The 24,142-nt window shown below is 71.7% G+C and carries 24 protein-coding genes and 1 pseudogene; 8 read left to right on the plus strand and 17 right to left on the minus strand.

Features of this window, described 5'->3' with window-relative positions; translation table 11 throughout:
• Positions 1 to 250: 250 nt before the first annotated feature.
• The 3 genes from ACZ6KY_RS18245 to ACZ6KY_RS18255 form a co-directional block, all read right to left on the minus strand.
• Positions 251 to 1,291, minus strand: a complete 1,041-nt coding sequence (locus ACZ6KY_RS18245) for an NUDIX hydrolase (RefSeq protein ID WP_469311315.1) — start codon at positions 1,289 to 1,291, stop codon at positions 251 to 253.
• Positions 1,292 to 1,422: 131 nt separating this feature from the next.
• Positions 1,423 to 1,620 (minus strand): hypothetical protein, encoded by a 198-nt coding sequence (locus tag ACZ6KY_RS18250; RefSeq protein WP_469311283.1) that lies wholly within the window; start codon positions 1,618 to 1,620, stop codon positions 1,423 to 1,425.
• Between the two features lie 381 nt (positions 1,621 to 2,001).
• Positions 2,002 to 2,955, minus strand: a complete 954-nt coding sequence (locus tag ACZ6KY_RS18255) for an ROK family protein (protein ID WP_469311316.1) — start codon at positions 2,953 to 2,955, stop codon at positions 2,002 to 2,004.
• A 240-nt stretch (positions 2,956 to 3,195) separates the two neighbouring features.
• Here ACZ6KY_RS18255 and ACZ6KY_RS18260 point away from each other — a divergent pair, with 240 nt between their 5' ends.
• The gene (locus tag ACZ6KY_RS18260; RefSeq protein WP_469311284.1) at positions 3,196 to 4,278 is read left to right on the plus strand and encodes a LacI family DNA-binding transcriptional regulator; all 1,083 of its coding nucleotides are present in this window, start codon (positions 3,196 to 3,198) and stop codon (positions 4,276 to 4,278) included.
• Between the two features lie 188 nt (positions 4,279 to 4,466).
• Here the strand turns inward: ACZ6KY_RS18260 and ACZ6KY_RS18265 are convergent, their stop codons facing one another.
• On the minus strand, positions 4,467 to 5,771 hold the full coding sequence (locus ACZ6KY_RS18265) for a DUF6986 family protein (RefSeq protein ID WP_469311285.1): 1,305 nt from the start codon (positions 5,769 to 5,771) through the stop codon (positions 4,467 to 4,469).
• A gap of 218 nt (positions 5,772 to 5,989) precedes the next feature.
• Between ACZ6KY_RS18265 and ACZ6KY_RS18270 the strand changes: the two are divergent.
• Positions 5,990 to 6,880, plus strand: a pseudogene (locus ACZ6KY_RS18270) (endonuclease/exonuclease/phosphatase family protein).
• A gap of 56 nt (positions 6,881 to 6,936) precedes the next feature.
• Here ACZ6KY_RS18270 and ACZ6KY_RS18275 read toward each other — a convergent pair.
• From ACZ6KY_RS18275 to ACZ6KY_RS18290, 4 genes are all read right to left on the minus strand, one after another.
• Positions 6,937 to 7,899 carry an electron transfer flavoprotein subunit alpha/FixB family protein gene (locus ACZ6KY_RS18275; protein WP_469311286.1) on the minus strand — a complete coding sequence of 321 codons (963 nt, stop codon included), beginning with the start codon at positions 7,897 to 7,899 and terminating at the stop codon, positions 6,937 to 6,939.
• Between the two features lie 96 nt (positions 7,900 to 7,995).
• Positions 7,996 to 8,781, minus strand: coding sequence for an electron transfer flavoprotein subunit beta/FixA family protein (locus ACZ6KY_RS18280; RefSeq protein WP_469311287.1), 786 nt, complete (start codon positions 8,779 to 8,781; stop codon positions 7,996 to 7,998).
• A gap of 229 nt (positions 8,782 to 9,010) precedes the next feature.
• Positions 9,011 to 9,520 (minus strand): flavin reductase family protein, encoded by a 510-nt coding sequence (locus tag ACZ6KY_RS18285; protein ID WP_469311288.1) that lies wholly within the window; start codon positions 9,518 to 9,520, stop codon positions 9,011 to 9,013.
• A 247-nt stretch (positions 9,521 to 9,767) separates the two neighbouring features.
• A complete protein-coding gene (locus ACZ6KY_RS18290; RefSeq protein ID WP_469311317.1) occupies positions 9,768 to 10,181 on the minus strand; it encodes a TlpA family protein disulfide reductase in 414 nt (137 codons plus the stop codon).
• A 75-nt stretch (positions 10,182 to 10,256) separates the two neighbouring features.
• Between ACZ6KY_RS18290 and ACZ6KY_RS18295 the strand changes: the two genes are divergently transcribed.
• Both ACZ6KY_RS18295 and ACZ6KY_RS18300 read left to right on the plus strand, forming a co-directional pair.
• Positions 10,257 to 10,673, plus strand: a complete 417-nt coding sequence (locus ACZ6KY_RS18295) for a DUF4395 domain-containing protein (protein ID WP_469311289.1) — start codon at positions 10,257 to 10,259, stop codon at positions 10,671 to 10,673.
• Positions 10,674 to 10,859: 186 nt separating this feature from the next.
• Positions 10,860 to 11,588, plus strand: a complete 729-nt coding sequence (locus tag ACZ6KY_RS18300) for a lysophospholipid acyltransferase family protein (RefSeq protein ID WP_389091378.1) — start codon at positions 10,860 to 10,862, stop codon at positions 11,586 to 11,588.
• 33 nt (positions 11,589 to 11,621) lie between these two features.
• Here ACZ6KY_RS18300 and ACZ6KY_RS18305 read toward each other — a convergent pair whose 3' ends face one another.
• The 6 genes from ACZ6KY_RS18305 to ACZ6KY_RS18330 all read right to left on the minus strand — a co-directional run bounded on the left by ACZ6KY_RS18305 (position 11,622) and on the right by ACZ6KY_RS18330 (position 17,395).
• Entirely contained in the window at positions 11,622 to 12,314 is a 693-nt protein-coding gene (locus ACZ6KY_RS18305) for a B3/B4 domain-containing protein (protein WP_469311290.1), read from the minus strand.
• Positions 12,315 to 12,327: 13 nt separating this feature from the next.
• Positions 12,328 to 12,900, minus strand: a complete 573-nt coding sequence (locus ACZ6KY_RS18310) for a transglutaminase domain-containing protein (RefSeq protein ID WP_469311291.1) — start codon at positions 12,898 to 12,900, stop codon at positions 12,328 to 12,330.
• Between the two features lie 141 nt (positions 12,901 to 13,041).
• A complete protein-coding gene (locus tag ACZ6KY_RS18315) occupies positions 13,042 to 14,115 on the minus strand; it encodes a threonine aldolase family protein (RefSeq protein WP_469311292.1) in 1,074 nt (357 codons plus the stop codon).
• Entirely contained in the window at positions 14,112 to 14,867 is a 756-nt protein-coding gene (locus tag ACZ6KY_RS18320) for an SDR family NAD(P)-dependent oxidoreductase (protein WP_469311293.1), read from the minus strand. Before ACZ6KY_RS18320 ends, ACZ6KY_RS18315 begins: the two co-directional genes overlap by 4 nt.
• Before the next feature lie 41 nt (positions 14,868 to 14,908).
• Positions 14,909 to 16,306 (minus strand): DUF6421 family protein, encoded by a 1,398-nt coding sequence (locus tag ACZ6KY_RS18325; protein ID WP_469311294.1) that lies wholly within the window; start codon positions 16,304 to 16,306, stop codon positions 14,909 to 14,911.
• 81 nt (positions 16,307 to 16,387) lie between these two features.
• Complete coding sequence (locus ACZ6KY_RS18330) at positions 16,388 to 17,395, minus strand: alpha/beta hydrolase (RefSeq protein WP_469311295.1); 1,008 nt, start codon at positions 17,393 to 17,395, stop codon at positions 16,388 to 16,390.
• A gap of 496 nt (positions 17,396 to 17,891) precedes the next feature.
• Here ACZ6KY_RS18330 and ACZ6KY_RS18335 point away from each other — a divergent pair, with 496 nt between their 5' ends.
• On the plus strand, positions 17,892 to 18,575 hold the full coding sequence (locus ACZ6KY_RS18335; protein ID WP_469311296.1) for a glycerophosphodiester phosphodiesterase: 684 nt from the start codon (positions 17,892 to 17,894) through the stop codon (positions 18,573 to 18,575).
• Between the two features lie 210 nt (positions 18,576 to 18,785).
• Here the strand turns inward: ACZ6KY_RS18335 and ACZ6KY_RS18340 are convergent, their stop codons facing one another.
• Positions 18,786 to 19,328, minus strand: coding sequence for a GNAT family N-acetyltransferase (locus ACZ6KY_RS18340; RefSeq protein ID WP_469311297.1), 543 nt, complete (start codon positions 19,326 to 19,328; stop codon positions 18,786 to 18,788).
• Positions 19,329 to 19,398: 70 nt separating this feature from the next.
• Between ACZ6KY_RS18340 and ACZ6KY_RS18345 the strand changes: the two genes are divergently transcribed.
• Positions 19,399 to 19,785: a VOC family protein gene (locus ACZ6KY_RS18345; protein ID WP_469311298.1), complete on the plus strand. Its 387-nt coding sequence runs from the start codon at positions 19,399 to 19,401 to the stop codon at positions 19,783 to 19,785.
• Positions 19,786 to 19,970: 185 nt separating this feature from the next.
• A complete protein-coding gene (locus ACZ6KY_RS18350) occupies positions 19,971 to 20,735 on the plus strand; it encodes a VOC family protein (protein WP_469311299.1) in 765 nt (254 codons plus the stop codon).
• Between the two features lie 52 nt (positions 20,736 to 20,787).
• Here the strand turns inward: ACZ6KY_RS18350 and ACZ6KY_RS18355 are convergent, their stop codons facing one another.
• On the minus strand, positions 20,788 to 21,342 hold the full coding sequence (locus ACZ6KY_RS18355) for a MarR family winged helix-turn-helix transcriptional regulator (RefSeq protein WP_469311300.1): 555 nt from the start codon (positions 21,340 to 21,342) through the stop codon (positions 20,788 to 20,790).
• Positions 21,343 to 21,506: 164 nt separating this feature from the next.
• Complete coding sequence (locus ACZ6KY_RS18360) at positions 21,507 to 23,150, minus strand: FUSC family protein (protein ID WP_469311301.1); 1,644 nt, start codon at positions 23,148 to 23,150, stop codon at positions 21,507 to 21,509.
• 234 nt (positions 23,151 to 23,384) lie between these two features.
• On the opposite strand from ACZ6KY_RS18360, the gene ACZ6KY_RS18365 reads away from it, so the two are divergent.
• Positions 23,385 to 23,933 carry a DUF5134 domain-containing protein gene (locus ACZ6KY_RS18365; protein ID WP_469311302.1) on the plus strand — a complete coding sequence of 183 codons (549 nt, stop codon included), beginning with the start codon at positions 23,385 to 23,387 and terminating at the stop codon, positions 23,931 to 23,933.
• The last annotated feature ends 209 nt before the right edge of the window (positions 23,934 to 24,142 follow it).

Consider the following 24,142-nt stretch of genomic DNA (forward strand, 5'->3'; position numbering starts at 1 on the left):
GTGTTTGCCACAAAGGAAAGAGAGAGAGGAACAGGCGCGCAACAACCGCGCGCGCCCCCCCCCCCCCCCCCCCCCCCCCCCACCCGTGTCCGCTCCCTCACGCGTCGAAATCACCGCGGCGGAAGGCCCTCCCGAAAGCGCCGGGGTCGGGGCGTGAGGGTCTCGCGCGGTGGCGGGGCGGGACCGGGACGACCGGCGTTCCGTAAGCGTCTGTTGTGCGGTCCGGGGCCGCGTGGAGAAGGCCTCGGCGTCAGCCCAGTGGTACCCCGGCCTCCAGGTACAGCGCCGCGCCGCGCTCGCGGGCCCGCAGGGCCCAGCGGAGCCGTTCGTAGCGCACGGGCGGCAGCAGGTCGGCCGCCTCCTGCTCGGTGACGAAGCGCCAGCCGCGCAGTTCCGGTCCGGGGAGCAGGAGTCCCCGGACGGCCTGTTCGTCGAGGTGTCCGCCGTCGAACAGGAGCCGCAGCCCTCCGTAGCCGGGGGGTGCGGGCGACTCCCAGTCGACGACGAGGAGCGTGGGCACCTCGTCGAGGGTGATGCCGGTCTCCTCGGTGACCTCGCGCATACCGGCGCGGGCGGGGGCCTCGCCTGCCTCGACGACCCCGCCGGGGAACTCCCAGCCGGCCTTGTACGTCGGGTCGACGAGCAGGACCCGGTCGTTCTCGTCGAAGAGGAGCACGCCGGCGGCGACCGTCTCGGCGGTGGGTTCGGGAGTCTGCACGATGGCGCACACGGGCGCCTCCCCGGTGCGTACGGCTTCGGCGACGCGCAGGGCGGTGTCGTACGGGGTGAGCGCGCTGGTGTCCACGGGGTGGGCGTCGGCGGTGAGCCAGGCGAGCGCGGCCCGGTAGGGCTCGATGTGGTCGTAGGACCACTGGCGCACACGCATCTCGCCGTCGGGCAGGTCCGGGGGCACCTCGCGCCCGGCTATTCGCTCACGCAGGATCGTTTCCGCCGGGGCGAGGAGCACATGGCGGACCGGAATCCGGCGGGCGGCGAGCCCGCCGAAGATCTCGTCGCGGTACTCCTGGCGCAGCAGGGTCATGGGGACGACGAGGACGCCGCCGAGCTCGGCGAGCAGGGCGGCCGCCGTGTCGACCACGAGCCGGCGCCAGATCGGCAGGTCCTGGAAGTCGCCGACCTCGGCGAGGTGCTTGGCCGGGAGCAGTCGCGCGAGTGTGCCCCCGACGACCTCGGGGTCGAAGAGCGTGCTGTTCGGGATCAGCTCGATCAGTTCCCGTGCGGTGGCGGTCTTCCCCGCACCGAACGCACCGTTGATCCAGACGATCACGATTCCCCCTCTTCTGTTGGCCCCCTGAGGCTTGCCCGCTCCACCCTGCCATGGAAACCAGCGCCTGATGAGGGCGCCGACGACGCGGCGCCGGTGCCCCCGTGGCGGGGGCGCCGGCGCCGGGCGGTGTTCCTTCAGCTCGTCCGGCCGCCGAGAGCGCCCTCGTCGACGGCCAGGTGGTCGCCGCCGATCGTGTGATCGACCGTGCCGAGCGTGTCGTTGACCTTCAGATCGCTCAGGGCGTCTTTGCTCAGGGCATGGGACGGGGTGATCGCCGCGACGACGAACCCGGTGGCGAGGGAGGCGATGGCGAGCATGCTGCGCTTCTTCATGCCCGGTTCAACTACGAACGCCGGACGGAGTCACGGGTGGATCAGGCACCTTCATCCGGGTCGTGCGGTTCATCCGGCCCGGGGCCGGCCACACCCGCGGCTGCGTGCACACCCGGCGATACGGGTCCACCCGGCGAAACCGGCCCACCTGGCGATGCGCATCCACCTGGCGAAACCGGTCCACCCGGCGATACGAGCCCGCCGGCACCGGACCGGGTGCGGGGTGACCACCGGTCGGACAGGGGCTGCCGGCCGGGGCCACCAAGTCGGTTCCGGTTCGCGGCCCGGAACCACCGGTCCGACGCGGGCCGCGAACCGGAAAATCCGATGCCGGCCGCGCACGTGAAGGTCCGACGTCGGCCGCGCACCGGAACCACCGGGTCAGAGCCGAGCCGCAGGCGCCTGCGCCCTCCGGGTGAGTGCCGCCGCGGCAGCGCCGACCAGGCCGGCGTCCGTGCCCATCAGCGCGGGTGTCACCGTCAGTCGCTGGACGAAGGACAGCGTGGCGTAGTCGGCCAGTGCCCGGCGCAGCGGTGCGAAGAGGACGTCGCCCGCCTTGCCCACTCCCCCGCCGATCACGGCGATGTCGATCTCGACCAGGGTCGCGGTCGCCGCGATGCCCGCCGCGAGAGCCTGCGCGGCCCGCTCGAAGGAGGCCACGGCGACCGGGTCGCCCGCGCGGGCCGCCTCGGCGACCGCAGCGGCCGAGGTGTCGCCGTCGGGGCCGGGCCGCCAGCCTCCCTCGAGCGCGCGGCGGGCGATGTTCGGGCCGCTGGCGATGCGCTCGACACAGCCCCGGGAGCCGCAGGGGCAGGGATCACCGTCCAGGTCGACGCTGATGTGTCCGATGTGGCCCGCGTTTCCGGTGGGACCGGCGTGCAACTGCCCGTTCAGGACCAGCCCGCCGCCCACACCGGTGGACACCACCATGCAGAGCGCGTTGTCGTGCCCCTGGGCGGCGCCCTGCCAGTGCTCGGCCGCCGTGATGGCCACACCGTCGCCGATCAGCTCGACGGGCAGTCCGCCCGCGGCCTTGGCGGCCCGCTCGACCAGCGGGTAGCCGCGCCAGCCGGGCACGTTCACCGGGCTCACCGTGCCGGCGGAGGCGTCCACCGGGCCCGCGCTGCCGATACCGAGGGCTCCGGCCCTGCTCCACAACGGGGAGACCGTCAGCTCGCCGATGACGTCCTCGACGGCACGCATCACGGTGTCGCCGTCCTCCCGCGCGGGCGTCGCGCGCTGCGCGCGCAGGAGAATCCGGCCGTGGCCGTCCACCAGCGCTCCGGCGATCTTGGTGCCGCCGATGTCGAGCGCGGCCACGAGGTCGGTGTGCATCAGAGTCAGGTCTCCCATGGGGTGTCGTGACGGGCCCACCGCGCCGCGGGTCCGGGGTCCCCGGCCGGGAACGGAGCAGGATCGGGCCCTGTCGTACGCCGGGCGCGGAGGGCGCCGGTGGACCACGGGGACCGTGCGCCCTGGGGAAGGCGCAGGCCGGAGATTTCGGTGGACAGTGTCTCCCGCATCTGACAACGTTGTCCAGGCTCTATGCTCGTCGCCACATCCTCATACAACCCCATGGACCTACGCATCCCCGTGGACGACAGGACAGGACAGCACATCGTGGCCGAGACCGCCCGCCGATCCGAGAACCGCTACGGAAACCGTCCGACCATGAAGGACGTAGCGGCGCGTGCGGGAGTCGGTCTGAAGACGGTCTCCCGCGTGGTCAACAGCGAGCCCGGGGTCACCCCGGACACCGAGCGGCGCGTCCAGGAGGCCATCGAGGCGCTGGGCTTCCGCCGCAACGACAGTGCCCGGGTGCTGCGCAAGGGCCGCACCGCGAGCATCGGGCTGGTCCTGGAGGACCTCGCGGACCCGTTCTACGGGCCGCTGAGCCGCGCGGTCGAGGAGGTGGCCCGCGCGCACGGAGCCCTGCTGATCAACGGTTCCAGCGCGGAGGACCCGGACCGCGAGCAGGAACTGGTCCTCGCGCTCTGCGCGCGCCGTGTGGACGGGCTGGTCGTGATCCCGGCCGGCGACGACCACCGCTATCTGGAGCCGGAGATAAAGGCGGGCGTCGCCACGGTGTTCGTGGACCGCCCGGCCGGGAGGATCGACGCCGACGTCGTCCTGTCGGACAGTTTCGGCGGCGCCCGGGACGGAGTCGCCCACCTCATCGCCCACGGCCACCGCCGGATCGGCTTCATCGGCGACATGCCGCGCATCCACACCGCCGCCGAGCGGCTGCGCGGTTACCGGGCCGCCATGGAGGACGCCGGGATACCGGTCGAGGACGACTGGATGTCGCTGGGCGTCACCGATCCGCAACGGGTGCGCAGGGCGGCCGAGGACATGCTCTCCGGCCCCTCGCCCGTCACCGCGGTCTTCGCGGGCAACAACCGTGTCACCGTGACCGTCGTCCGTGTCATCGCCGAGCGCGGCCACCCCGTCGCCCTCGTCGGCTTCGACGACATCGAGCTCGCCGACCTCCTGGAGCCCGGGGTCACGGTCGTGGCCCAGGACGCCGCCGCCCTCGGCCGCACCGCCGCCGAACGCCTCTTCCGCCAGCTCGACGGCAATCTCATCGCTCCGGAACGCATCGAACTCCCGACCCGCCTGATCACCCGCGGCTCGGGGGAACTGCCGCCGGCGCGCTGAGCCACGGCCGCACGGCCCCCGCCCGCTCAGGGCGCCGGGCCCCGCCGGGGCTCGGCGTACCCGTCCGCGGAGTTGGACCCCGCGCGCGTCAAGCGGTGCCGTCCTGGCACCCGGGCTCGCGCAGTCCGGACCTCTCGGCAGCGACCGGCCACCGTCCCGCCCGCGCACCCGACGCGGGCTGCGGGCCGTTACTGACCCGAAACCGTCGGATCTCCCCGCCGCGGTGTCGCGAAGGCCTCCAGCTCGGGTCGGGTCAGGCCCGTCGCGCGGGCCACCTCCGGGATGTCCAGGGCGCCGCAGTCCAGGCCGCGCAGGAGGTAGCCGCTGAGGGCCTTGGCGGTGGCGGGTTCGTCCATGACGTCGCCTGACGCGTGGCCTGCGTAGCGGGAGAGGCGGGCGGCGGCCTGTTCGAAGCCCTCACGGTAGAAGGCGAAGACGGCCGCGTAGCGGGTCGGGATGTGGCCGGGGTGCATGTCCCAGCCCTGGTAGTAGGCGCGGGCAAAGGCCCGGCGGGTGAGGCCGTAGTGCAGCCGCCAGGCGTCGTGGACCTTCTCGGTCGGGCCGACGGGCAGGACGTTGGTGGAGCCGTCCGACAGGCGTACGCCGGTGCCGGCGGCCGCGACCTGCATGACCGCCTTGGCGTGGTCGGCGGCCGGGTGGTCGCTCGACTGGTGGGCCGCGGAGACGCCGAGGCAGGCGCTGTAGTCGAAGGTCCCGTAGTGCAGCCCGGTGGCGCGGCCCTCCGCGGCCTGGATCATGCGGGCGACCGTGGCCGTGCCGTCCGTGGCCAGGATGGCCTGGCTGGTCTCGATCTGGATCTCGAATCCGATCCGGCCGGGTTCGAGACCGCGGGCCTTCTCGAACGCCTCGAGGAGCCGGACCATGGCGGTGACCTGCTCCGGGTACGTCACCTTGGGCAGGGTGAGGACGAGCCCGTCGGGCAGGCCGCCCGCCTCCATCAGGCCCGTCAGGAAGATGTCGAGGGTGCGGATGCCCCGGTCGCGGACCGGCGCTTCCATGCACTTCATGCGGATGCCCATGTACGGGGCCGCCGTGCCGTTCTCGTACGCCTCGGCGATCAGCCGGGCCGCGCGGGCCGCCGTCGTGTCCTCCTCGGCGTCCGGGCGCGGGCCGTAGCCGTCCTCGAAGTCGACGCGGAGGTCCTCGACGGGTTCGCGCTCCAGCTTGGCCCGGACGCGGTCGTACACGGGCCCGGCGAGTTCGTCGGTGAGGCCGAGGACCGCGGCGAAGGAGGCGGCGTCCGGGGCGTGTTCGTCGAGGGCGGCGAGGGCGCGGTCGCCCCAGGTGCGGATGGTGTCGGCGGCGAACACGTCTCCCGGGACGTACACGGTGTGGACGGGCTGCCGGGTGCCCGGGTCGCCGGGGTAGCGGCGCTCCAGCTCGGCGTCGACGGGGGCGAGCGAGGCGCTGACCGCTTCGGTGACGGCGCCCGCGAGGCTCGTCGCCACCTTCTCCTGCTGACCCTGACCCATCCCACACCCTCCTGTTTTCCGCAGTACGGAATCAACAATCCGTAGAACGAAGTTATCCGGCACGCTTCCCGCGGGTCAACACCCTCTTGGATCGCGGGACACTCCGCGGCCCCGCCGCGTTCACTCCCGTCTCGGTCGCTTCGGGCATTCTTTTCCGGTTCCTTCTTCCCCTCCGGTGATGCGCGCCCCCATCCTGACTCGCGACCGAAGGAGCACGCGTGTCCAACTCCAGCAGAGTGACCCGACGCACGGGGCTCAGAACCGCGGTGGCCGCCGCGGTCGCCGTGCCCCTGCTCACCACGGCACAGGCCTCCGCCGCCCGGCGCGCCCGCCCCCGCCTCGACGTCATGACCTACAACCTGCGCTACGCGAGCACCGCCGAACCCAACAGCTGGGCGGTGCGCCGTCCGGTGATGCGCGAGCTGCTGCGCGGTGAGTCGCCCCACGTCATCGGCACTCAGGAGGGCCTCTACCAGCAACTGCTCGACATCGAGTCCGATCTCGCGCCGCACTACGAGTGAATCGGCACCGGCCGGGAGGGCGGCAGCCGCGACGAGTCCGTGGCGATCTTCTACGACACCCGGCGGCTGGCCCCGGTCGAGCACGACACGTTCTGGCTCTCCGACACCCCGAAGGTGATCGGCTCGAACACCTGGGGCGCGGCCCTCCCCCGGATCGCGACCTGGGTGCGCTTTCGCGATCTGGCGGACGGCGGGCGGGAGTTCCACCTCCTCAACACCCACCTGGACCACAAGAGCCAGTACGCGCGGACGCGGGCCGCCTCGCTCATCGCCGAGCGGGTCGCGGAGTTCGACCCGTCCCTCCCACTCCTGGTGACCGGCGACTTCAACGCGCCGGCGCACCGGAACGAGGCCTACGACATCCTGCTGGGCGCCGGGCTCACCGACACCTGGGACACGGCAGCCTCGCGGAGCAGGCCCTACGCGACCTTCCACGGCTACGCGCCGCTGACGCCGGACGGCGACCGCATCGACTGGATCCTGGCGAGCGCCGGCGAGGTGCACCGGGCGTCGATCGACACCTTCTCGCTGCACGGCCAGTTCCCGAGCGACCACCTGCCCGTACAGGCCTCGCTGACCCTGGGATGAACGAAGGCCCCCGTGACCGGTGTCCGGTCACGGGGGCCTCGTACAGCACTGCGGGATCAGCCCTTGCGGGCCTTGATCTCCTCGGTGAGCTGCGGGACGACCTCGAAGAGGTCGCCGACCACGCCGTAGTCGACCAGGTCGAAGATCGGCGCCTCGGCGTCCTTGTTGATCGCCACGATCGTCTTCGACGTCTGCATGCCGGCGCGGTGCTGGATGGCGCCGGAGATGCCGGAGGCGATGTAGAGCTGCGGCGAGACGGACTTGCCGGTCTGGCCGACCTGGTTGGTGTGCGGGTACCAGCCGGCGTCGACCGCGGCACGCGAGGCGCCCACCGCGGCACCGAGCGAGTCGGCGAGGTTCTCGATGACCGAGAAGTTCTCGGCGCCGTTGACGCCACGGCCGCCGGAGACGACGATCGCGGCCTCGGTCAGCTCGGGGCGGCCGGTCGACTCGCGCGGGGTGCGGGCGGTGACCTTGGTGCCGGTGGCCTTGTCGGAGAAGGTGACCGCGAGGGCCTCGACGGTGCCGGCGGCCGGGGCTGCCTCCACGGCGGCCGAGTTCGGCTTGACCGTGATGACCGGGGTGCCCTTGGCGACACGGGACTTGGTGGTGAAGGAGGCGGCGAACGCGGACTGCGTGGCCACCGGGCCCTCGTCACCGGCCACCAGGTCGGTGGCGTCGGTGATGATGCCCGAGCCGATACGGACCGCGAGGCGGGCCGCGATCTCCTTGCCCTCGGCGGAGGACGGGACGAGCACGGCGGCCGGGGAGACGGCGTCGTACGCGGCCTGGAGCGCGTCCACCTTCGGCACGACGAGGTAGTCGGCGTACTCGGCGGCGTCGTGCGTGAGGACCTTCACCGCGCCGTGCTCGGCGAGCGCGGCGGCGGTGTTCTCGGCACCGGAGCCGAGGGCGACGGCGACGGGCTCGCCGATGCGGCGGGCCAGCGTCAGCAGTTCGAGGGTGGGCTTGCGGACGGCACCGTCCACGTGGTCGACGTAGACGAGAACTTCAGCCATGGGAGTGCTCCTGCGGATTACGAAGTCTGAGGGCGGTGAGCGGGATGGGCCGTGGCCGCTGCAACGGTCCGGGAGCGAGACCCGGACCCTCGGCGACTAGATGAACTTCTGGCCCGCGAGGAACTCGGCGAGCTGCTTGCCGCCCTCGCCCTCGTCCTTGACGATCGTTCCGGCGGTGCGCGCCGGACGCTCGGTGGCGGAGTCGACCTTGGTCCAGGCACCCTCGAGACCGACCTCGTCCGTCTCGATCTCCAGGTCCTCCAGGTCCCAGGCCTGAACCGGCTTCTTCTTGGCGGCCATGATGCCCTTGAAGGACGGGTAACGCGCCTCGCCCGACTGGTCGGTCACCGACACGACCGCCGGGAGGGAGGCCTCGAGCTGCTCGGAGGCGGTGTCGCCGTCGCGGCGGCCCTTGACCACACCGTCCTCGACCAAGACCTCGGAGAGCAGGGTGACCTGCGGGACACCGAGGCGCTCGGCCAGCAGCGCCGGGACGATGCCGGCGGTGCCGTCGGTGGACGCCATGCCGGAGATGACCAGGTCGAAGCCGGCCTTCTCGATCGCCTTGGCCAGCACCAGCGAGGTGCCGATGGCGTCGGTGCCGTGCAGGTCGTCGTCCTCGACGTGGATGGCCTTGTCGGCACCCATGGACAGCGCCTTGCGCAGCGCGTCCTTGGCGTCCTCGGGGCCGACGGTCAGCACGGTGATCTCGGCGTCGTCCGCCGCGTCGGCGATCCGCAGTGCCTGCTCGACGGCGTACTCGTCGAGTTCGGACAGCAGGCCGTCCACGTCGTCACGGTCGACGGTCAGGTCATCGGCGAAGTGCCGGTCGCCAGTGGCGTCGGGCACGTACTTCACAGTGACAACGATCCTCAAGCTCACGCCGGCTCTCCTACTGCATCGTCATTTCTGGGCTGCCTTCTTTCAGGCAGCATAGGCGCCTGAAGCGGCCGATCCCGGTCGGGGCGGACCGCGCTCCGACCGAAATATTACTCACCAGTACACCCATCCGACGCCCACTGAGCAAGCGCTTTGGACTGTGACCTTCGCAACTGTGTGTAACCGGGGAGTAGAACCGGCGAGTAACACGGAGGACGACCGGCCCGCGGGTTCAGTCGCGCAGCCCGTTGAACCGGCCCTGGTGGTACAGGAGGGGGCCGCCCGCCCCCGAGTGATCGCCCAGCACGACCTCCGCCAGGACGATGCGGTGGTCCCCCGCCGGTACCCGCGCCACGACGCGGCACACCAGCCAGGCGAGGACGTCGTCGAGTACGGGAACTTCCTCGGGCCCTTTACGCCAACGGGTGGGCGCGCCAAATCGGTCGGCGCCGCTGCGCGCGAAGGTGGCGGCCAGCTCCCGCTGGTGTTCGCCGAGCACATGGACGCCGACATGGCCGGCCTCGGACATGGCGGGCCAACTGGAGGCGCCGGTGCCGATGCCGAACGAGACGACCGGGGGTTCGGCGGAGACCGAGGTGAGCGAGGTGGCGGTGAAACCGACGGGACCGCGGGCGCCCGAGGCGGTGATCACGGCGACTCCGGCCGCGTGCCGCCGGAACACGGAGCGCAGCAGCTCCGGGGAGGCGGGCCGTGGAGTGCCGAGGCCGGGGGTGGCCGTCATGGAGCTGTCCTGTCCTTCTGCGAGAGCCGACGTGAGGTTCCCGCCGCTCGGCGGGAACCGAGGGCGGGGAGCGGTCCGTGGCCGCTCAACAGCCCGGACCGCGCGCACCCGCGGTGCGGGCCGGGTCCACGTCGACGAACTCGGGGAGAAGGATTTCCGGTGACATACGGTCAGGCTGACGAGAGGCGACGGGCGCAGTCAAGGGCGTACCGGCATGTGGGAGATGCCTCACCATGATCGCCACGGCTCAGACCGCCTCTCCGAGCGCCGCGATGACGTCCGCCTTGCGCGGCTGTCCCGTCGCCCGCCGCACGATCCGCCCGTCGGCGTCGAGCACGAGCACGGTGGGTGTCTTGAGGATGCCGAGATCGCGTACGAGGTCGAGGTGGTCCTCGGCGTCGATCTCCACGTGGGACACGCCGGGGACGAGGCCTGCCACCTCGCCGAGCACGCGCCGGGTCGCCCGGCAGGGGGCACAGAAGGCGCTGGAGAACTGAACGAGCGTGGCCCGTTCACCGAGCGCCTCCCCCAACTCCGCCGCACCGAGCAGCCTTCCGCCGTCGCGCCCGCGCACACGCACCCTCCCGCTCCGCCACCGGTGCAGCACTCCGTAGACGCTCGCCGCCGCGAGCACCACCACGCACACCACAAGTCCGTTCATCTTCCGTACAAGCATTCACGAGACCGCAAAGATTCCCGGGGTCACTCGGCGCCCTTCATGCGGAATGCTTGATTCATGGACATCGATACGAGAGGGCCGCGGTTCGGTGCGGCCGTGACGACCCTCGTGCTGGCGGTGACGCTGATCACCGGGAGCGTCTGGCTGCTGGCGTGGCAGACACTGGCGTTCGCCCTGGGCGCGGCGGGCGGCGTGACGCGCTCGCCGTACGGCTGGGTCTTCAGGAAGGCGGTACGGCCGCGACTCGGGCCGCCCACGGAGTTCGAGGCGCCGGAGCCCCCGCGGTTCGCGCAGGCCGTCGGGCTCGCCTTCGCGGTGGTGGGTCTGATCGGCTGGACCTCGGGTCCGCAGTGGCTGGGGTCGGCGGCAACCGGGTGCGCTCTGGCCGCGGCGTTTCTCAATGCCGCGTTCGGGTACTGCCTCGGGTGTGAGATGTACCTGATTGTGCGTCGGGTGTCGGTACGCGCTAAGTAAAGACAGGTTAAAACTCCGAGGTGGATCAAGTGGGCGACGTGACAAGGATCTCGCCGTTCCAAGGCACCGGGGCTGGCCTCCCGTCCGTTCTTCGGGCACGATCTGCGCAATGCCGTAAACCTACGGCTGCGTAACTTTCCCGCCGGGAGACCCCTTCCCAGGCAGAGAGAAGGGTCCACCCCGTCCATGGCAGAGCTTGTCTACCGTCCCGTCGTCGGCCTCGCCCAAACGCTCTTCAAGGCGTGGGACCTCAAGATCGACTGCAAGGGATCGGAGAACATTCCGCGCTCGGGCGGCGCCGTGCTGGTCAGCAACCACATCAGTTACCTGGACTTCATCTTCGACGGCCTGGCCACTCTGCCGCAGAAGCGCCTGGTGCGTTTCATGGCGAAGGAGTCGGTCTTCCGGCACAAGATCTCCGGTCCGCTGATGCGGGGCATGAAGCACATCCCCGTGGACCGTCAGCAGGGCGAGACCGCCTACCAGCACGCGCTGGACTCGCTGCGCTCCGGCGAGATCGTCGGCGTCTTCCCCGAAGCGACCATCTCGCAGTCCTTCACGCTGAAGAGCTTCAAGTCGGGTGCCGCGCGCATGGCCCAGGAGGCCGGCGTCCCGCTCATCCCCATGGCCTTGTGGGGCACGCAGCGACTGTGGACCAAGGGCCACCCACGCAACTTCAAGCGCAGCCACACCCCGATCACGATCCGGGTCGGCGAGCCGATGGAGGCCCCGCAGGACCAGTACGCGGGCGCCATCACCCGGCGGCTGCGCGAGCGGGTCCAGGAGCTGCTCGAAGCGGCACAGCGCGCTTATCCCGTACGCCCCAAGGGGCCGGACGACACCTGGTGGATGCCCGCCCACCTGGGCGGCACCGCGCCGACCCCCGAAGAGGTACGCGCGGCCGAGAAGCGCTGAACCGTCTCGTACGGCGCGCCCCGCGCCGAGTCGTCATTCCGGGGCGTGGACGGTGATCCGCGCCCCGGAGCTGAACTTCTGGAGCAGTTCGGCGAGTTCGGCGCCCGCGGCCTCGACGTCGGCGACCGGCATCGGTGCCAGGCTCTCCAACAGGAAGACCGCCGAGGCGGATTGCTCCGTGAGCCGGGTGCGCGGTCCCTGGCGCCAGTTCCAGCGGCGGCAGGTGACACCGGTGTCGTCGCGCCACACCACCTCGCCCGCGTCGGGGTGTTCGACCGTCTCCGCGCCACCTGCGACGGTCACGAAGTCCTCGTCGCCGGTGGCGCGCACGAGGCGCATCGCACCCCGGATGTGGTCGGTGTCCTCGCCGCCGACGGGGATCAGGTGGGCCACGCTGATCGCGTTGTAGACGTCCACGAGGACGTTGATCCGCGGGAGGCCCGCGTCCGAGAGCGCGCGTTTGGCCAGCGCCTCAGCGGAGTTGCGGGTGCGCGAGGGCTTGGAGCCGAAGGCCGTGTAGGTCTCCCGCCAGGCCGCCATGTGCGGGTCCTCGTGCGGAGCCCGTCCCGCAAGCCGTGCGGCCAGCCGCCGGGCCGCGTCGTCCAGGAGCGCCGAAGTCCCTTCCGTACTGGGTCCGTTGACCAGTCCGTCCGCCTCGACGGCGACATGGGTGAATCCGGGCGCGAGGGCGCGTACCTCGTCGGACACGGTGAGCGTGAGAGTCATCGTCTGCCTCGCCTCAGAGTGCGGTGGGGAGCGTCCGCGACAGGGACAGCCGGTCCGGGGCGGCCTTCAGTACGCCGACCACGACCGGGTGAGGTGCAGCGTACAGCTCCGGATAGTCCAGCTCATTGCACTCCGGGTCGGGTGTGAAGGCCAGCCGCTCGCCGTCGAGGGAGAACCGGGCGTCCACACCCGGCTTGTTGCCGCGGGGGTCCTGCCGGTGCCAGGCGCCGTCGAGACGCACGGCGACGAGGCCGTGCACCTCCTCGAACTTCTGGTAGCAGAACGCGGTCGGGATGTCCTCGGCCCGCAGCAGCGCGGCCAGCGCGTGGGCCTTGGCGTAACAGATGCCGGTACGCCGCTCCAGTACGTCGGAGGCGCGCCAGGTGACCCGCGGATCGCCGGAATCGAACGAGTGCGGGATGGTGTCCCGTACGAACTCGAACGCCGAACGCGCATAGGCATACGAGTCGGCGGCCCCCTCGGCGAGCCGTGCGGCCGTCTCGCGGACGAGCGGATGGTGGTGGTCGACCACCTCGTCGGCGGCCAGGTAGGCGGACAGGTCGCCGGTTTTCTGGATCAGCTCCATGCCCGCAGAGCATAGGAATGCGGCCACCCGATAGTCAATGACTTTTCAGATGACCGCATATCTATGCATCATTCGTCGCTACATGGTGCGTGGTGCGTGAGGGTACGGGCGTGTCCGCCGGCAGAGCCCCGGAGCGCCCGGCTACCGCTGGGCCATCTCCTCCTTGAGCGCCGCCACGAACCCGTCGACGTCGTCCTCGGTCGTGTCGAAGGCGCACATCCAGCGGACGTCGCCCGCGGGCTCGTCCCAGAAGTAGAAGCGGTAGCGCTTCTGCAGCCGCTCGCTCACGTCGTGCGGGAGCCGGGCGAAGACCGCGTTGGCCTGCACCGGGTAGAGGATCTCCACTCCGTGCACGGCGCGGACGCCCTCGGCCAGCCGCTGTGCCATCTCGTTGGCGTGCCGGGCGTTGCGCAGCCACAGGTCCTTGGCGAGCAGCGCCTCCAACTGCACCGAGACGAAGCGCATCTTGGAGGCGAGCTGCATCGACAGCTTGCGCAGATGCTTCATGTGGCTGACGGCGTCCTGGTTGAGGACGACGACCGCCTCGCCGAACAGCGCGCCGTTCTTCGTGCCGCCCAGCGACAGGATGTCGACGCCGGCCGCGTTGGTGAACGTCCGCATCGGGACGTCCAGGGAGGCGGCCGCGTTGGATATCCGGGACCCGTCCAGGTGCACCTTCATGCCGTGCGCGTGGGCGTGGTCGCAGATCGCGCGGATCTCGCCCGGCGTGTAGAGCGTGCCCAGTTCGGTGCTCTGGGTGATCGAGACGACCTGCGGCATCGCCCGGTGCTCGTCGTCCCAGCCGAACGCCTGCCGGTCGATCAGTTCGGGCGTGAGCTTGCCGTCGGGCGTGGGCACCGTGAGCAGCTTGAGGCCGCCCATCCGCTCGGGGGCGCCGCCCTCGTCGACGTTGATGTGCGCGCTCTCCGCGCAGATCACCGCGCCCCAGCGGTCGGTGACCGCCTGGAGCGCGACCACGTTCGCGCCGGTGCCGTTGAAGACCGGGAAGGCCTCCGCGCCCGCACCGAAGTGACTGCGGATGATCCCCTGGAGGTTGTCCGTGTAGTCGTCCTCGCCGTACGCGACCTGGTGCCCGCCGTTGGCCAGGGCCAGCGCGGCGAGCACCTCGGGGTGGGCCCCCGCGTAGTTGTCGCTGGCGAAACCGCGGACGGCCGGGTCGTGATGACGCCGGGCGTCGGTCTTCGCAGGGTTCACGGCTTCTCGGTCAGCCACAGACGTTTCCCGTTCACTTCACCGGCGGGCCGGTCCCAGACGCCGACGATGGACTCGGCCAGTTCCTTGACGTCCGTGAAGCCCGCGAACTTCGCGTTCGGCCGCTCGGCGCGCATCGCGTCGTGCACCAACGCCTTCACCACCAGGATGGCAGCAGCGGACGTCGGCCCGTCCGCGCCCTCGGCGATCCCGGCCTTGCGGAAGTAGTCCGCCATGGCCAGGGTCCACGCCTCGGCGGCGGCCTTGGCCGCGGAGTAGGCGGCGTTGCCCGCGGTGGGATTGCTCGCGCCTGCGGCGCTGATCAGGACGTACCGGCCTCGCTCGCTGGCCTGCAGCGCCTCGTGGAAGGCGAGCGTGGTGTGCTGCACGGTGCGGATGAGCAGCAGTTCGAGCAGGTCCCAGTCGTCGAGAACCGTCTTGGTGAAGGTCTCGCTGCCGCGCCAGCCGCCGACGAGGTGGACGAGGCCGTCCACCTGGCCGAAGTCCTTCTGGATACGCGCGGACCAGTCGCGGGTCGACTGGAGGTCGAGCAGGTCGACGGTGTCGCCGACGACGGTGGAGCCGCCGTGGGCGTAGCGGGCCGCGTCCACGGCTTCCGCCAGCCGCTCCGCGTCGTTGTCCGCGCCGATGACGGTCGCGCCCGCCTCGGCGAGCCTGAGCAGTGCCGCCCGGCCGGCGGGTCCACCCGCACCCGCCACCGCGATCACCGCACCGCTGAGAGCCCCGTTCCCCATGGTCTTCGCCTCCTGAGCAATGTTCTCGCTACCGCGGTCGGTCACGCGGCGACCCGCTCGGAGCCGGCCGCGGTGATGCCCTTGGTGGAGGCGATCACGTTCTTCAGCTTTTTGGAGAGCGCCTCATAGAACATGCTCAGGGGAAACTCGTCCGGAAGCACGTCGTCGACCAGCTTGCGGGGCGGCTGGGACAGGTCGAGGGCGTCCGGACCCTTGGCCCAGCGGGAGCCCGGGTGCGGGGCGAGGTAGGTCGAGACCAGCTCGTACGCCTTGAACCAGTGGACGAGCTTGGGGCGGTCGATGCCGGCCCGGTAGAGCTCCTCGATCTCGGAGCACAGCTGGTTGGTGACCTGCGGGGCGCGCTGCCAGTCGATGTGCAGCTTGTTGTCGGTCCAGCGGACGACATCGTGCTTGTGCAGGTAGGCGAAGAGGAGCTGGCCGCCGAGACCGTCGTAGTTGCGGACGCGGTCGCCGGAGAGGGGGAAGCGGAACATCCGGTCGAAGAGCACGGCGTACTGCACGTCGCGGCCGTGCGCGTTGCCCTCGGACTCCAGCTTCACGGCCTCCTTGAACGCGGTGAGGTCGCAGCGCAGCTCTTCCAGGCCGTACATCCAGAACGGCTGGCGCTGCTTGATCATGAACGGGTCGAACGGCAGGTCGCCGTGGCTGTGGGTGCGGTCGTGGACCATGTCCCAGAGCACGAAGGCCTTCTCGCAGCGCTCCTGGTCGTGGACCATGGCGGCGATGTCCTCGGGCAGTTCGAGGCCCAGGGTGTCCACCGCGGCGTCGGTGACGGCACGGAAGCGGGCGGCCTCGCGGTCGCAGAAGATGCCGCCCCAGGAGAAGCGCTCGGGCGCCTCGCGCACCGCGATCGTCTCCGGGAAGAGAACGGCCGAGTTGGTGTCGTAGCCCGCGGTGAAGTCCTCGAACGTGATGCCGCAGAACAGCGGGTTGTCGTACCGGGTGCGCTCCAGTTCGGCCAGCCACTCGGGCCACACCATGCGCAGCACGACCGCTTCGAAGTTGCGGTCCAGGTTGCCGTTCTGCGTGTACATCGGGAAGACGACGAGGTGCTGGAGGCCGTCCTCGCGGTTCGCGGCGGGCTGGAAGGCCAGCAGCGCGTCGAGGAAGTCGGGCACCTGGAAGCCGCCGTCGGCCCAGCGGCGCAGGTCCTTCACGAGCGCCTCGTGGTACGCGACGTCGTGGGGCAGCAGCGGGGAGAGCCGCTCGATCGCGTCTATCACCCGGCGCACGGCCAGGTCCACGTCGGAGGCGTCGGGGGCGCCCTCCGCCTCGAAGTCGATGGATCCGTCCTTGGACTGCCAGGGGCGGATCTCCTCCACGGCGTCCTTGAGCACGGGCCATGCCGGGTGCTCCACCACCCTGGCCACGGGAGGAACCCGCTCCTCCGTACCCACCTGCACAAGAACTTCCGTCATGTCCCACCCTCCACAGGAGAACCTCGCGTATGAACACCGTATGTTTTCGGGGTTCCTTTCCGCAAGTGGGAACTCGGGAGATTATCCTGCGCACCCCCCACCTTCACCGCTCTTTTTCCTGTCGGACACCGTGGAGGCAATGGCATCCGCCACGGCCCCCTGGGCGGCGCGGGCATCCGCGAGAAGCTCGGGGAAGCCGAAGAACCCGTGGAACATGCCCGGGTAGTGGATCTCCGTGACGCGTACCCCGGCTTCCCGCAGCCCGGTGGCGTACGCGTGGCCCTCGTCACAGAGGCGATCGAAGCCCGCCGTCACGATGTGGGCGGGCGGCAGACCGCGCGGGTCGGCCAGGAGAGGCGAGGCACAGGGGTGCGCTCGGTCGGCGTCGGGGCCGAAGTACTGCTCGGCGAACCAACGGCCCTGCGCCGCCGTGAGGAAGTACCCGGGGCCGTCGCTGGTGGGCGCGTCCCGCCTCGGACGCACGTCCGTCGCCGGGTAGACGAGCACCTGGAGCGCGAGCGCCGGGCCGCCCCGGTCGCGGGCGATGATCGCGGACACGGCGGCGAGATTGCCGCCCGCACTGTCACCGGCGACGACCAACGCGTCCTGGTCCGCGCCCAGTTCACCGACGTGCTCGGCGGCCCAGCACAGCGCCGCGTACGCGTCGTCGACGGCCGCGGGGAAGCGTGCCTCCGGGGCGAGCCGGTAGCCGACCGACACGACGGCCGCGCCGGCGTCCCGGCACAGGGCGCGCGCGATGGAGTCGTGCGTGTCCAGGCCGCCGATGACCCAGCCTCCGCCGTGGAAGAAGACCACGGTGGGACGTGGGGGAACGGCGGTGCCGGGTAAGGGAGTCGGGGCCGACGGCGGCAGATAGACGCGTACGGGAATCTCCGGCGCCCCCTCGGGACCCGGTATCGCCCGGTCCTCGACCGAGCCGACCACCGGCGGCTCGAAGGGCCACGCGGGCACGGCGGCCAGAACGCGGCGGGCCTCGGCCGCTTCGGTCACGGTTCCCCCGATATCCGGGAAATGGGCCTTGACGGCATCGACGAGGGCGAGGACATCGGGGGCGGGTTCGGTCGGCATCGCGGCACCTCTTCCGGGGCGGATCTTCCGGGGCTGACTCGCCAGTCGTACGACAGACGTACGAGGGAACCGGCGGGACGGATCGCCTCGCACGGCGGGGACATCACTAGCGGGCGTATCTCGAAGGGGCAAGGGCCGTGAGCCCGGCGGCCCGTCCGAGTGACGGGCCCACCACAGGGGCCCACCACGGAGTGACGTTCAGGCAGTGACACTCCGACAAGGCGGCGGATCCGCAGCGCCCCTCCGGCCGCGACTCTCCGACAGTCAAGGCGGCGCAGATCTCCTGTCGGCGCTCCCTTCGCGGCGCACAGGCCGGAACACTCCCCCGCGCGGGCGCGACACTCCCGGAGCGCCGCGTGATCCCGACACTCCCATTGCACCGCGTAGGAACGGGTACATAGCACAGCCAGGCCATTAGGCTGCGGCCTTGCCGCGTGGACGCCCCCGTCGGAACCACGCGCGAGCCGAGCCGCCGTCGACGGAAGCGAGTCGAATCTTGAACTTCCTCACCATCGGTCACCGCGGAGTGATGGGTGTCGAGCCCGAGAACACCCTCCGTTCCTTCGTCGCCGCCCAGAACGCGGGCCTCGACCTGATCGAACTCGATCTGCACCTGAGCAAGGACGGCGCCCTCGTCGTCATGCACGACGCCGAAGTGGACCGTACGACCGACGGCTCGGGGCCGATCGCCGACAAGACCCTCGCGGAGCTGCGCACGCTGGACGCGGGGCGCGGTGAGCACGTCCCCGTCTTCGAGGAGGTCCTGGAGACCGTCAGGACGCCGTTGCAGGCCGAGATCAAGGATGTCGCGGCGGCCAGGGCGCTGGCCGAGGTGATGCAGCGGCACGACCTGGTCGGGCGGGTCGAGGTGTCGTCGTTCCACGACGAGGCGATCGCCGAGATCACCCGGCTGGTACCGGGAGTCCGTACCGCGCTGATCGCCAGCCGCTACGGCACCGATGTCGTGGACCGCGCCGTGGAGGTCGGCTCCGCGACCGTCTGCCTCAACATCCGCAGGCTGAGCCTGGAGGTCGTCGAACGGGCCCGCAAGGCCGACCTGCGGATCATCGGCTGGGTGGTGAACACCCAGGACCAGCTCCGGCTGGTCCGCGCCCTGGAACTGGACGGCGCCACGACCGACTACCCCGAGATCAAGCGCACGGGCCGCTTCACGGCATAACCGGATCGAAGCAGCCGCCGCCACCGACGGGCCGCTCGGCCGGAACCTACCGAGCGGCCCGGCCGAGGGCTGCGGACGACCGGAGAGCCGTCCGCACTCGCCGGCATCGTGCAGTTGGGCGGCCGGCAGCTGCCCGACCTGCCCCGTCGCCGCCGCCGTCCGGTGCGGTCGTCAGCCGCCGTCGGCAAGCCGGACCCGGACCCGGGCGGACTAGACGAGCGGCTTGACCAGGAGTTCGAAGCGCAGGTCGTCGCGCTGCGGGATGCCGAAGCGCTCGTCGCCGTACGGGAAGGGCGTCATCTGTCCCGTACGGCTGTAGCCGCGTCGCTCGTACCAGCCGATGAGGTCGTCGCGTACGGAGATCACGGTCATGTGCATCTCCGTGGCGCCCCACACCTCGCGGACCGTCCGCTCCGCCTCGGCGATGATCACCTTGCCGAGCCCGCCGCCCTGGAGCGCGGGGCTGACGGCGAACATGCCGAAGTAGGCGTGGTCTCCGCGGTGCTCCAGTTGGCAGCAGGCGACGAGCGTGCCGTCCCGCTCCACGGTCAGGAGGCGGCTGTCGGGCGCCCCGATGACGGCGAGTACCGCCTCGGCGTCGGTCCGCTGCCCCGCGAGGATGTCCGCCTCCGTGGTCCAGCCGGCCCGGCTGGAGTCCCCTCGGTACGCCGAATCGATCAGTGCGACCAAGGCGTCCACATCGCTGTCGACGGCGTCGCGGAAGGTCAGTCCGGTGGCGGCGGCGGTTTCCATGGGGGCGGTTCTCCGATCAGTGGCGCGGCTGGGCACGCCCGAGCGTAACCCTCGTCTAGGCTCCGGGTGCATGGTGCATGTACTGAGCAGCCGGACCCTTCTGCGCCCGACCGACCCGGAGCGCTCGCGCGCCTTCTACGGTGAACAGCTCGGCCTGGCCGTCTACCGGGAGTTCGGTACGGGGCCCGAGCGCGGGACCGTGTACTTCCTCGGCGGCGGATTCCTGGAAGTGGCCGGGCGGTCCGACACCCCGCCCTCCCCCGCGCTGAAGCTGTGGCTCCAGGTCGCGGACATGACCGCTGCCCACGAGGAGCTGACGGCCGCCGGTGTAGAGGTGGTGCGCGGGCCGGTGCGGGAGCCGTGGGGACTGATCGAGATGTGGATCGCGGACCCGGACGGAACCGAGATCGTGATGGTCGAGATCCCGGCCGACCATCCGTTGCGTTACCGGCCCTGAGGTTCGAGGAGGTCGGGCCGGCGTGGGTTCGGTAGCCGTACGGGGTGGGGCGTGGCCGTGTCCGGGACCGCGTGGGCCGGGCTCGGGCCGTCGGCGGGGCACCGCGGCCCGGAGGCTACGCCCGGATGGCCGCTGTTCCGCGGCAGGCTTAGCGTGCTGAGGGGACTCGCTGCGGAAGGAACCTCATGAAGCTCGACAGGCCGGTGACCGGCGGACCCTGCTGGACGGAGCTCGGCACCAGCGATCTGGAGGGTGCCAAGGGCTTCTACGCCGATCTGTTCGGCTGGCGCCCGGAGACCGACCCGCGGCAGGAGGCGGGCGGGTACACGGTCACGCACCTCGGGGACGCGGCGGTCGCGGGGATCGCCCCCATCTACCAGGAGTCGCAGCCCGTCGCCTGGAACGTGTCGTTCGCCGTCACCGACGTGGCCGCGACGGCGGCAGCCGTGCAGGCCGCCGGCGGTACTGTCGTCCTCGCCCCGATGGACGTGCTCGACGCGGGCCGTCTCGCGGTCGCCATCGACCCGGGCGGCGCCGCCTTCCAGATGTGGCAGGCGCGGGCCTTCTCCGGTGCGGGGCTGTTCAACGCGCCGGGCGCGCTCGGCTGGGTGGAACTCCTGACCAGGGCCCCCGACCGGGTGACCGAGTTCTACACGACGGTCTTCGGCTGGACCGTGAAGGCCTCGAAGCACTACCCGCAGTGGGGCGTCGACGGCGCCGACTTCGGCGGCATGATCACGATGGACGAGAACTTCGCGCACGAGGTTCCCTCGCACTGGCTGCCCTATTTCGCCGTCGAGGACGTGGACGCCACGGCGAACGCGGTCCTCATCGCGGACGGCCACCTGCTGATGGAACCCGTCTCGCAGCCCAACGGCCGACGCCTGGCGGTCGCGCGGGACCGCCAGGGCGCGGCCTTCGGGATCTACTCGGAGGGCGAGAAGGGCTGATCCGCCAGGACCACCGCCAGGACCCGTCGCAAAGACCGCCGTCCGGGCGGCGTCAGGCGCGCGGCAGTCTCAGCCGGCCTTCCAGCTGTCCGAGCAACTCGCCCAGGAGTCCGGCCAGTTCACGCTGCCGTTCGCGGTCGATGCCGGACAGGACCCCTGTCTCGTAGGCGAGTTGATCGGGGAGGACACCGTCGACCAGGTCGCGTCCCGCGTCGGTCAGCCGGACGTGCGCGACCCGGCGGTCACGGGTGTCGCCGCGGCGTTCGACCAGACCGCGCTCGGTCAGCAGTTTGAGCCGCTTGGTGACGGCGGCACCCGAGGAGAAGGTCTCGCGGGCGATCTCGCTCGGCGTCAGTTCGTGCCCGGTGCGGCGCAGCGTCCCGAGCACGTCGAACTCGGGGCGGGTGAGCCCGGCCCGGCGCAGCGGCGCGTCCTCGGCCTGCTGGAGGAGGGCGGCACAGCGGTTGACCCGCCCGATGACCTCCATGGGCCCGGTGTCGAGATCCGGCCGCACGGTCTCCCACTGACGCACGACAGCGGCCACCGTGTCGGCGGGCACCATGTCGGCAGTCGCCTTGTCGGTGGGCACCATTGCGGCAGACACCATGGCGGCGGACGTCGTGTCAGCAGGCGCCGCCTCAGCGGGCTCCGTGCCTGCGGGCTCCGCACGGTCCGCCGCCGGGTGACCGTGCGGCTTCGGGTAACCGTGCGGTGTCGGGTCGCCAGGCGGCTCCGGGTCGCCGTCCGCCGCTCTCCGCCCGTCCGCTGTCGTCATGCCTGTGCGCCTTCCCGGCAGTGCAGTCCCTGGCGTCGTACCGTCGCCGCGAGCGTACGGTGTCCGGCCTGCTCGGCCCGCATCACCCGCTCCTCCGGCAGGGCGCGCCGCCACCATTCGCCGGCCGCGGCGTCCGCGGCGGAGCGCAGGTCCACGACGGCGGCGGACAGAGCGCGGCGGGCGGACTCCAGGGCGCCGGACTCCGGATGCGCCTCGGCGAGCAGCCCGGCGGCGTGTTCCCGGGCCCGCCCCACCGCGGACAGCGCCTCTTCGACACGGTCACCGGCCCGCCGGTTGGTCACGGCGACGGCCGCGACGAAGCCGGCCAGCGCGCCCACGAGGGTGTCAAGGACCCGGTCGGCGATCAGTTCTCCGGACGGCTGGGAGTGCGCGAACTCGGTGATCAGCAGGGCCATGGGGGTCACGCAGACGCTGCCGAGCCAGTAGTTCCGGCCGATCAGCGCCTCGGCGCCGAAGTTCAGGGCGAGGCAGCACAGGACGAGGACCGTCTGGCCGACGTGGGCTAGCGGGGCGAGGGCGGCGAAGGCCAGCACGCCGAGGAGGTTGCCGACCACGCGCTGAACACCCCGGCTCCAGGTCAGGGTGACGTTGGCCTGGTAGAGGGAGGCCGCGGTGACCAGCGCCCAGAAGGGGCGGCCGACGCCGAGCGCGAGCGACACGTATCCGGCGAGGGCGCAGCCGAGCGCGGTGCGCAGGGCGATGGGGGCGAGCGGGCCGAGGCGGCCGAGCAGCGGCCGTTCCCCGAAGGCGAGCGCGGCCTCGACGCCGAGGAGTTCGCCGGCGGCGTCCCCGAGGCCGTCGGGGCGCGGGACGGGTCCGGTGCCGGACAGTTCGCGGGCCCAGCCGCGCAACCGCTCGGGGTCCGTTTCGGCGGGGGCGGCGAGCGCGACCTCGGCCCGTACGACGAGCCGTTCGAGAGCCCGCCGGGGCACGGAGCGGGATCCCGTGGACAGCAGTGACTGCCAGGCGGTGTGCACGGCGGCGGCCGCGGCGGCGCGGGCACGGGCGTCGTCCGGCGCCCCCGCGGACAGCGCCGCGGCGTTCAGGGCGTACGCGGTGGCACGCCGTTCCGGGCCGTGCGGGCGTACGAGTCCGGGGGCCATGCCGACGATCCAGGCCCAGGCTCCCGCCGCCGCGCCCAGCGCGAGGTGGCCCGGCACCTGGCCGAGGGTCTGCGGTACGAACAGGGACGCGGAGGAGACGAAGGCGAGGACCACGTGTCCCGGCGGGCCGATGCGCGTGGCGTCGCACAGGGTCTTCTGCGTGGCGGCGAGCAGCGCGCCGACGGTGACCAGCACGACGGCGTTCGTGGTGAGCGAGGCCGTGACGAGCGCGACGCCGAGTCCGCCGAGCATCCCGGCCACCACCCGGGCGAGGACGCGGGCCCTGGCGGCGTACGGACGGTTGTGGGCGTAGAGCGCGCAGAGCGACCCGGCCATGGTGTACATCGCCAGGTCCAGCCGGCCGAGCGCCAGCAGCGTCAGATTCGGCGGGGCCACCGCGACGACGACGCTCAGGGCGGGCTTGAACCAGATGTCGGAGGGTCTGCCGAGGCGCAGCACATCGGCCAGCGGGAGCCGGCGTGCGCGCGAGGGGCCGGGAGGGGTCGCACTGCTCATGACCATAACGTTAACAGGTGTTTTACTTGTAAATCATTCCCCTCGGCGCCGCTCCCACCTGCGGTGCACTCCCGCACGCTCCCCCACGTACACCCTTGCGCTCGTATGCGCACCGGCCGCCCGGGGCATGCCCTGACCGACTGTCCGATGTCCGGCACCGCTGCCCGGCACCACCTGCCCGGCATCGCGCGTCCCGCGTCGCGTGTCCGACATCGTCGAGCGGGGAGGTACGCGGTGCACGGACCGGCTTCAGCCGGCTGGCTGCTCGTCGCGCTGTGCGTGGCGACCGGGGCCTACTGCCTGCTGCGGATGCGCAGCCCGGTCGAGGAACAGCGCCGCACCGCGGGCGGCGAGGCGCTCATGGGGTTCGGCATGGCCGCGATGGCCGTACCGGCGGCCGTGGTGACCCCGCCACGCTGGGCCTGGCTGGCCTGCACGGTCGTCTTCGGCGTCACCGGGCTGCGCGCGCTCTGGGCGGCCCGCAGGAGTCCGCACCATCTGCACCATCTGATGGGCACCTTCGCGATGGTCTACATGGCGGCGGTGATGGCCGCCTCCCCGGCCCACCACGTCCACGGCGGCACCGGCGTCCCCGTCCTCACCGGAGTCCTCCTTCTCTACTTCACCGGTTACGTGCTCCGCTCGGGCGTCCGCCTCCTGCCGCTGGCCGTCGCGTCGGGCCCGACCCCGCGCACCGTCGGCTGGGGCGACCGCCCCGAACTCTCCCAGGCCTGCCGCCTGTCGATGGGAATCGCGACGCTGGCGATGCTGGTCACGCTCTGACCTCGGTCGGGGGGGGGGGGGGGGGGGGGGGGGGGGGGGGAAGGGGAAAAAAAAGAAGGGGGAGGGAAGGGGGGGGGGGGGGGGGGGGGGGGGGGGGGGGGGGGAGGCGGGGGGGGGGGGGGTGGGGGGGGGGGACGGGGCCTTCGGCCTCCCGCGCCGTCGCGCCAATGCTCGAGCTGATGCGTGGCCGTGCCTTTCTTCCCGCTTAG

The sequence above is a fragment of the Streptomyces sp. NPDC042002 genome, from assembly GCF_055588305.1.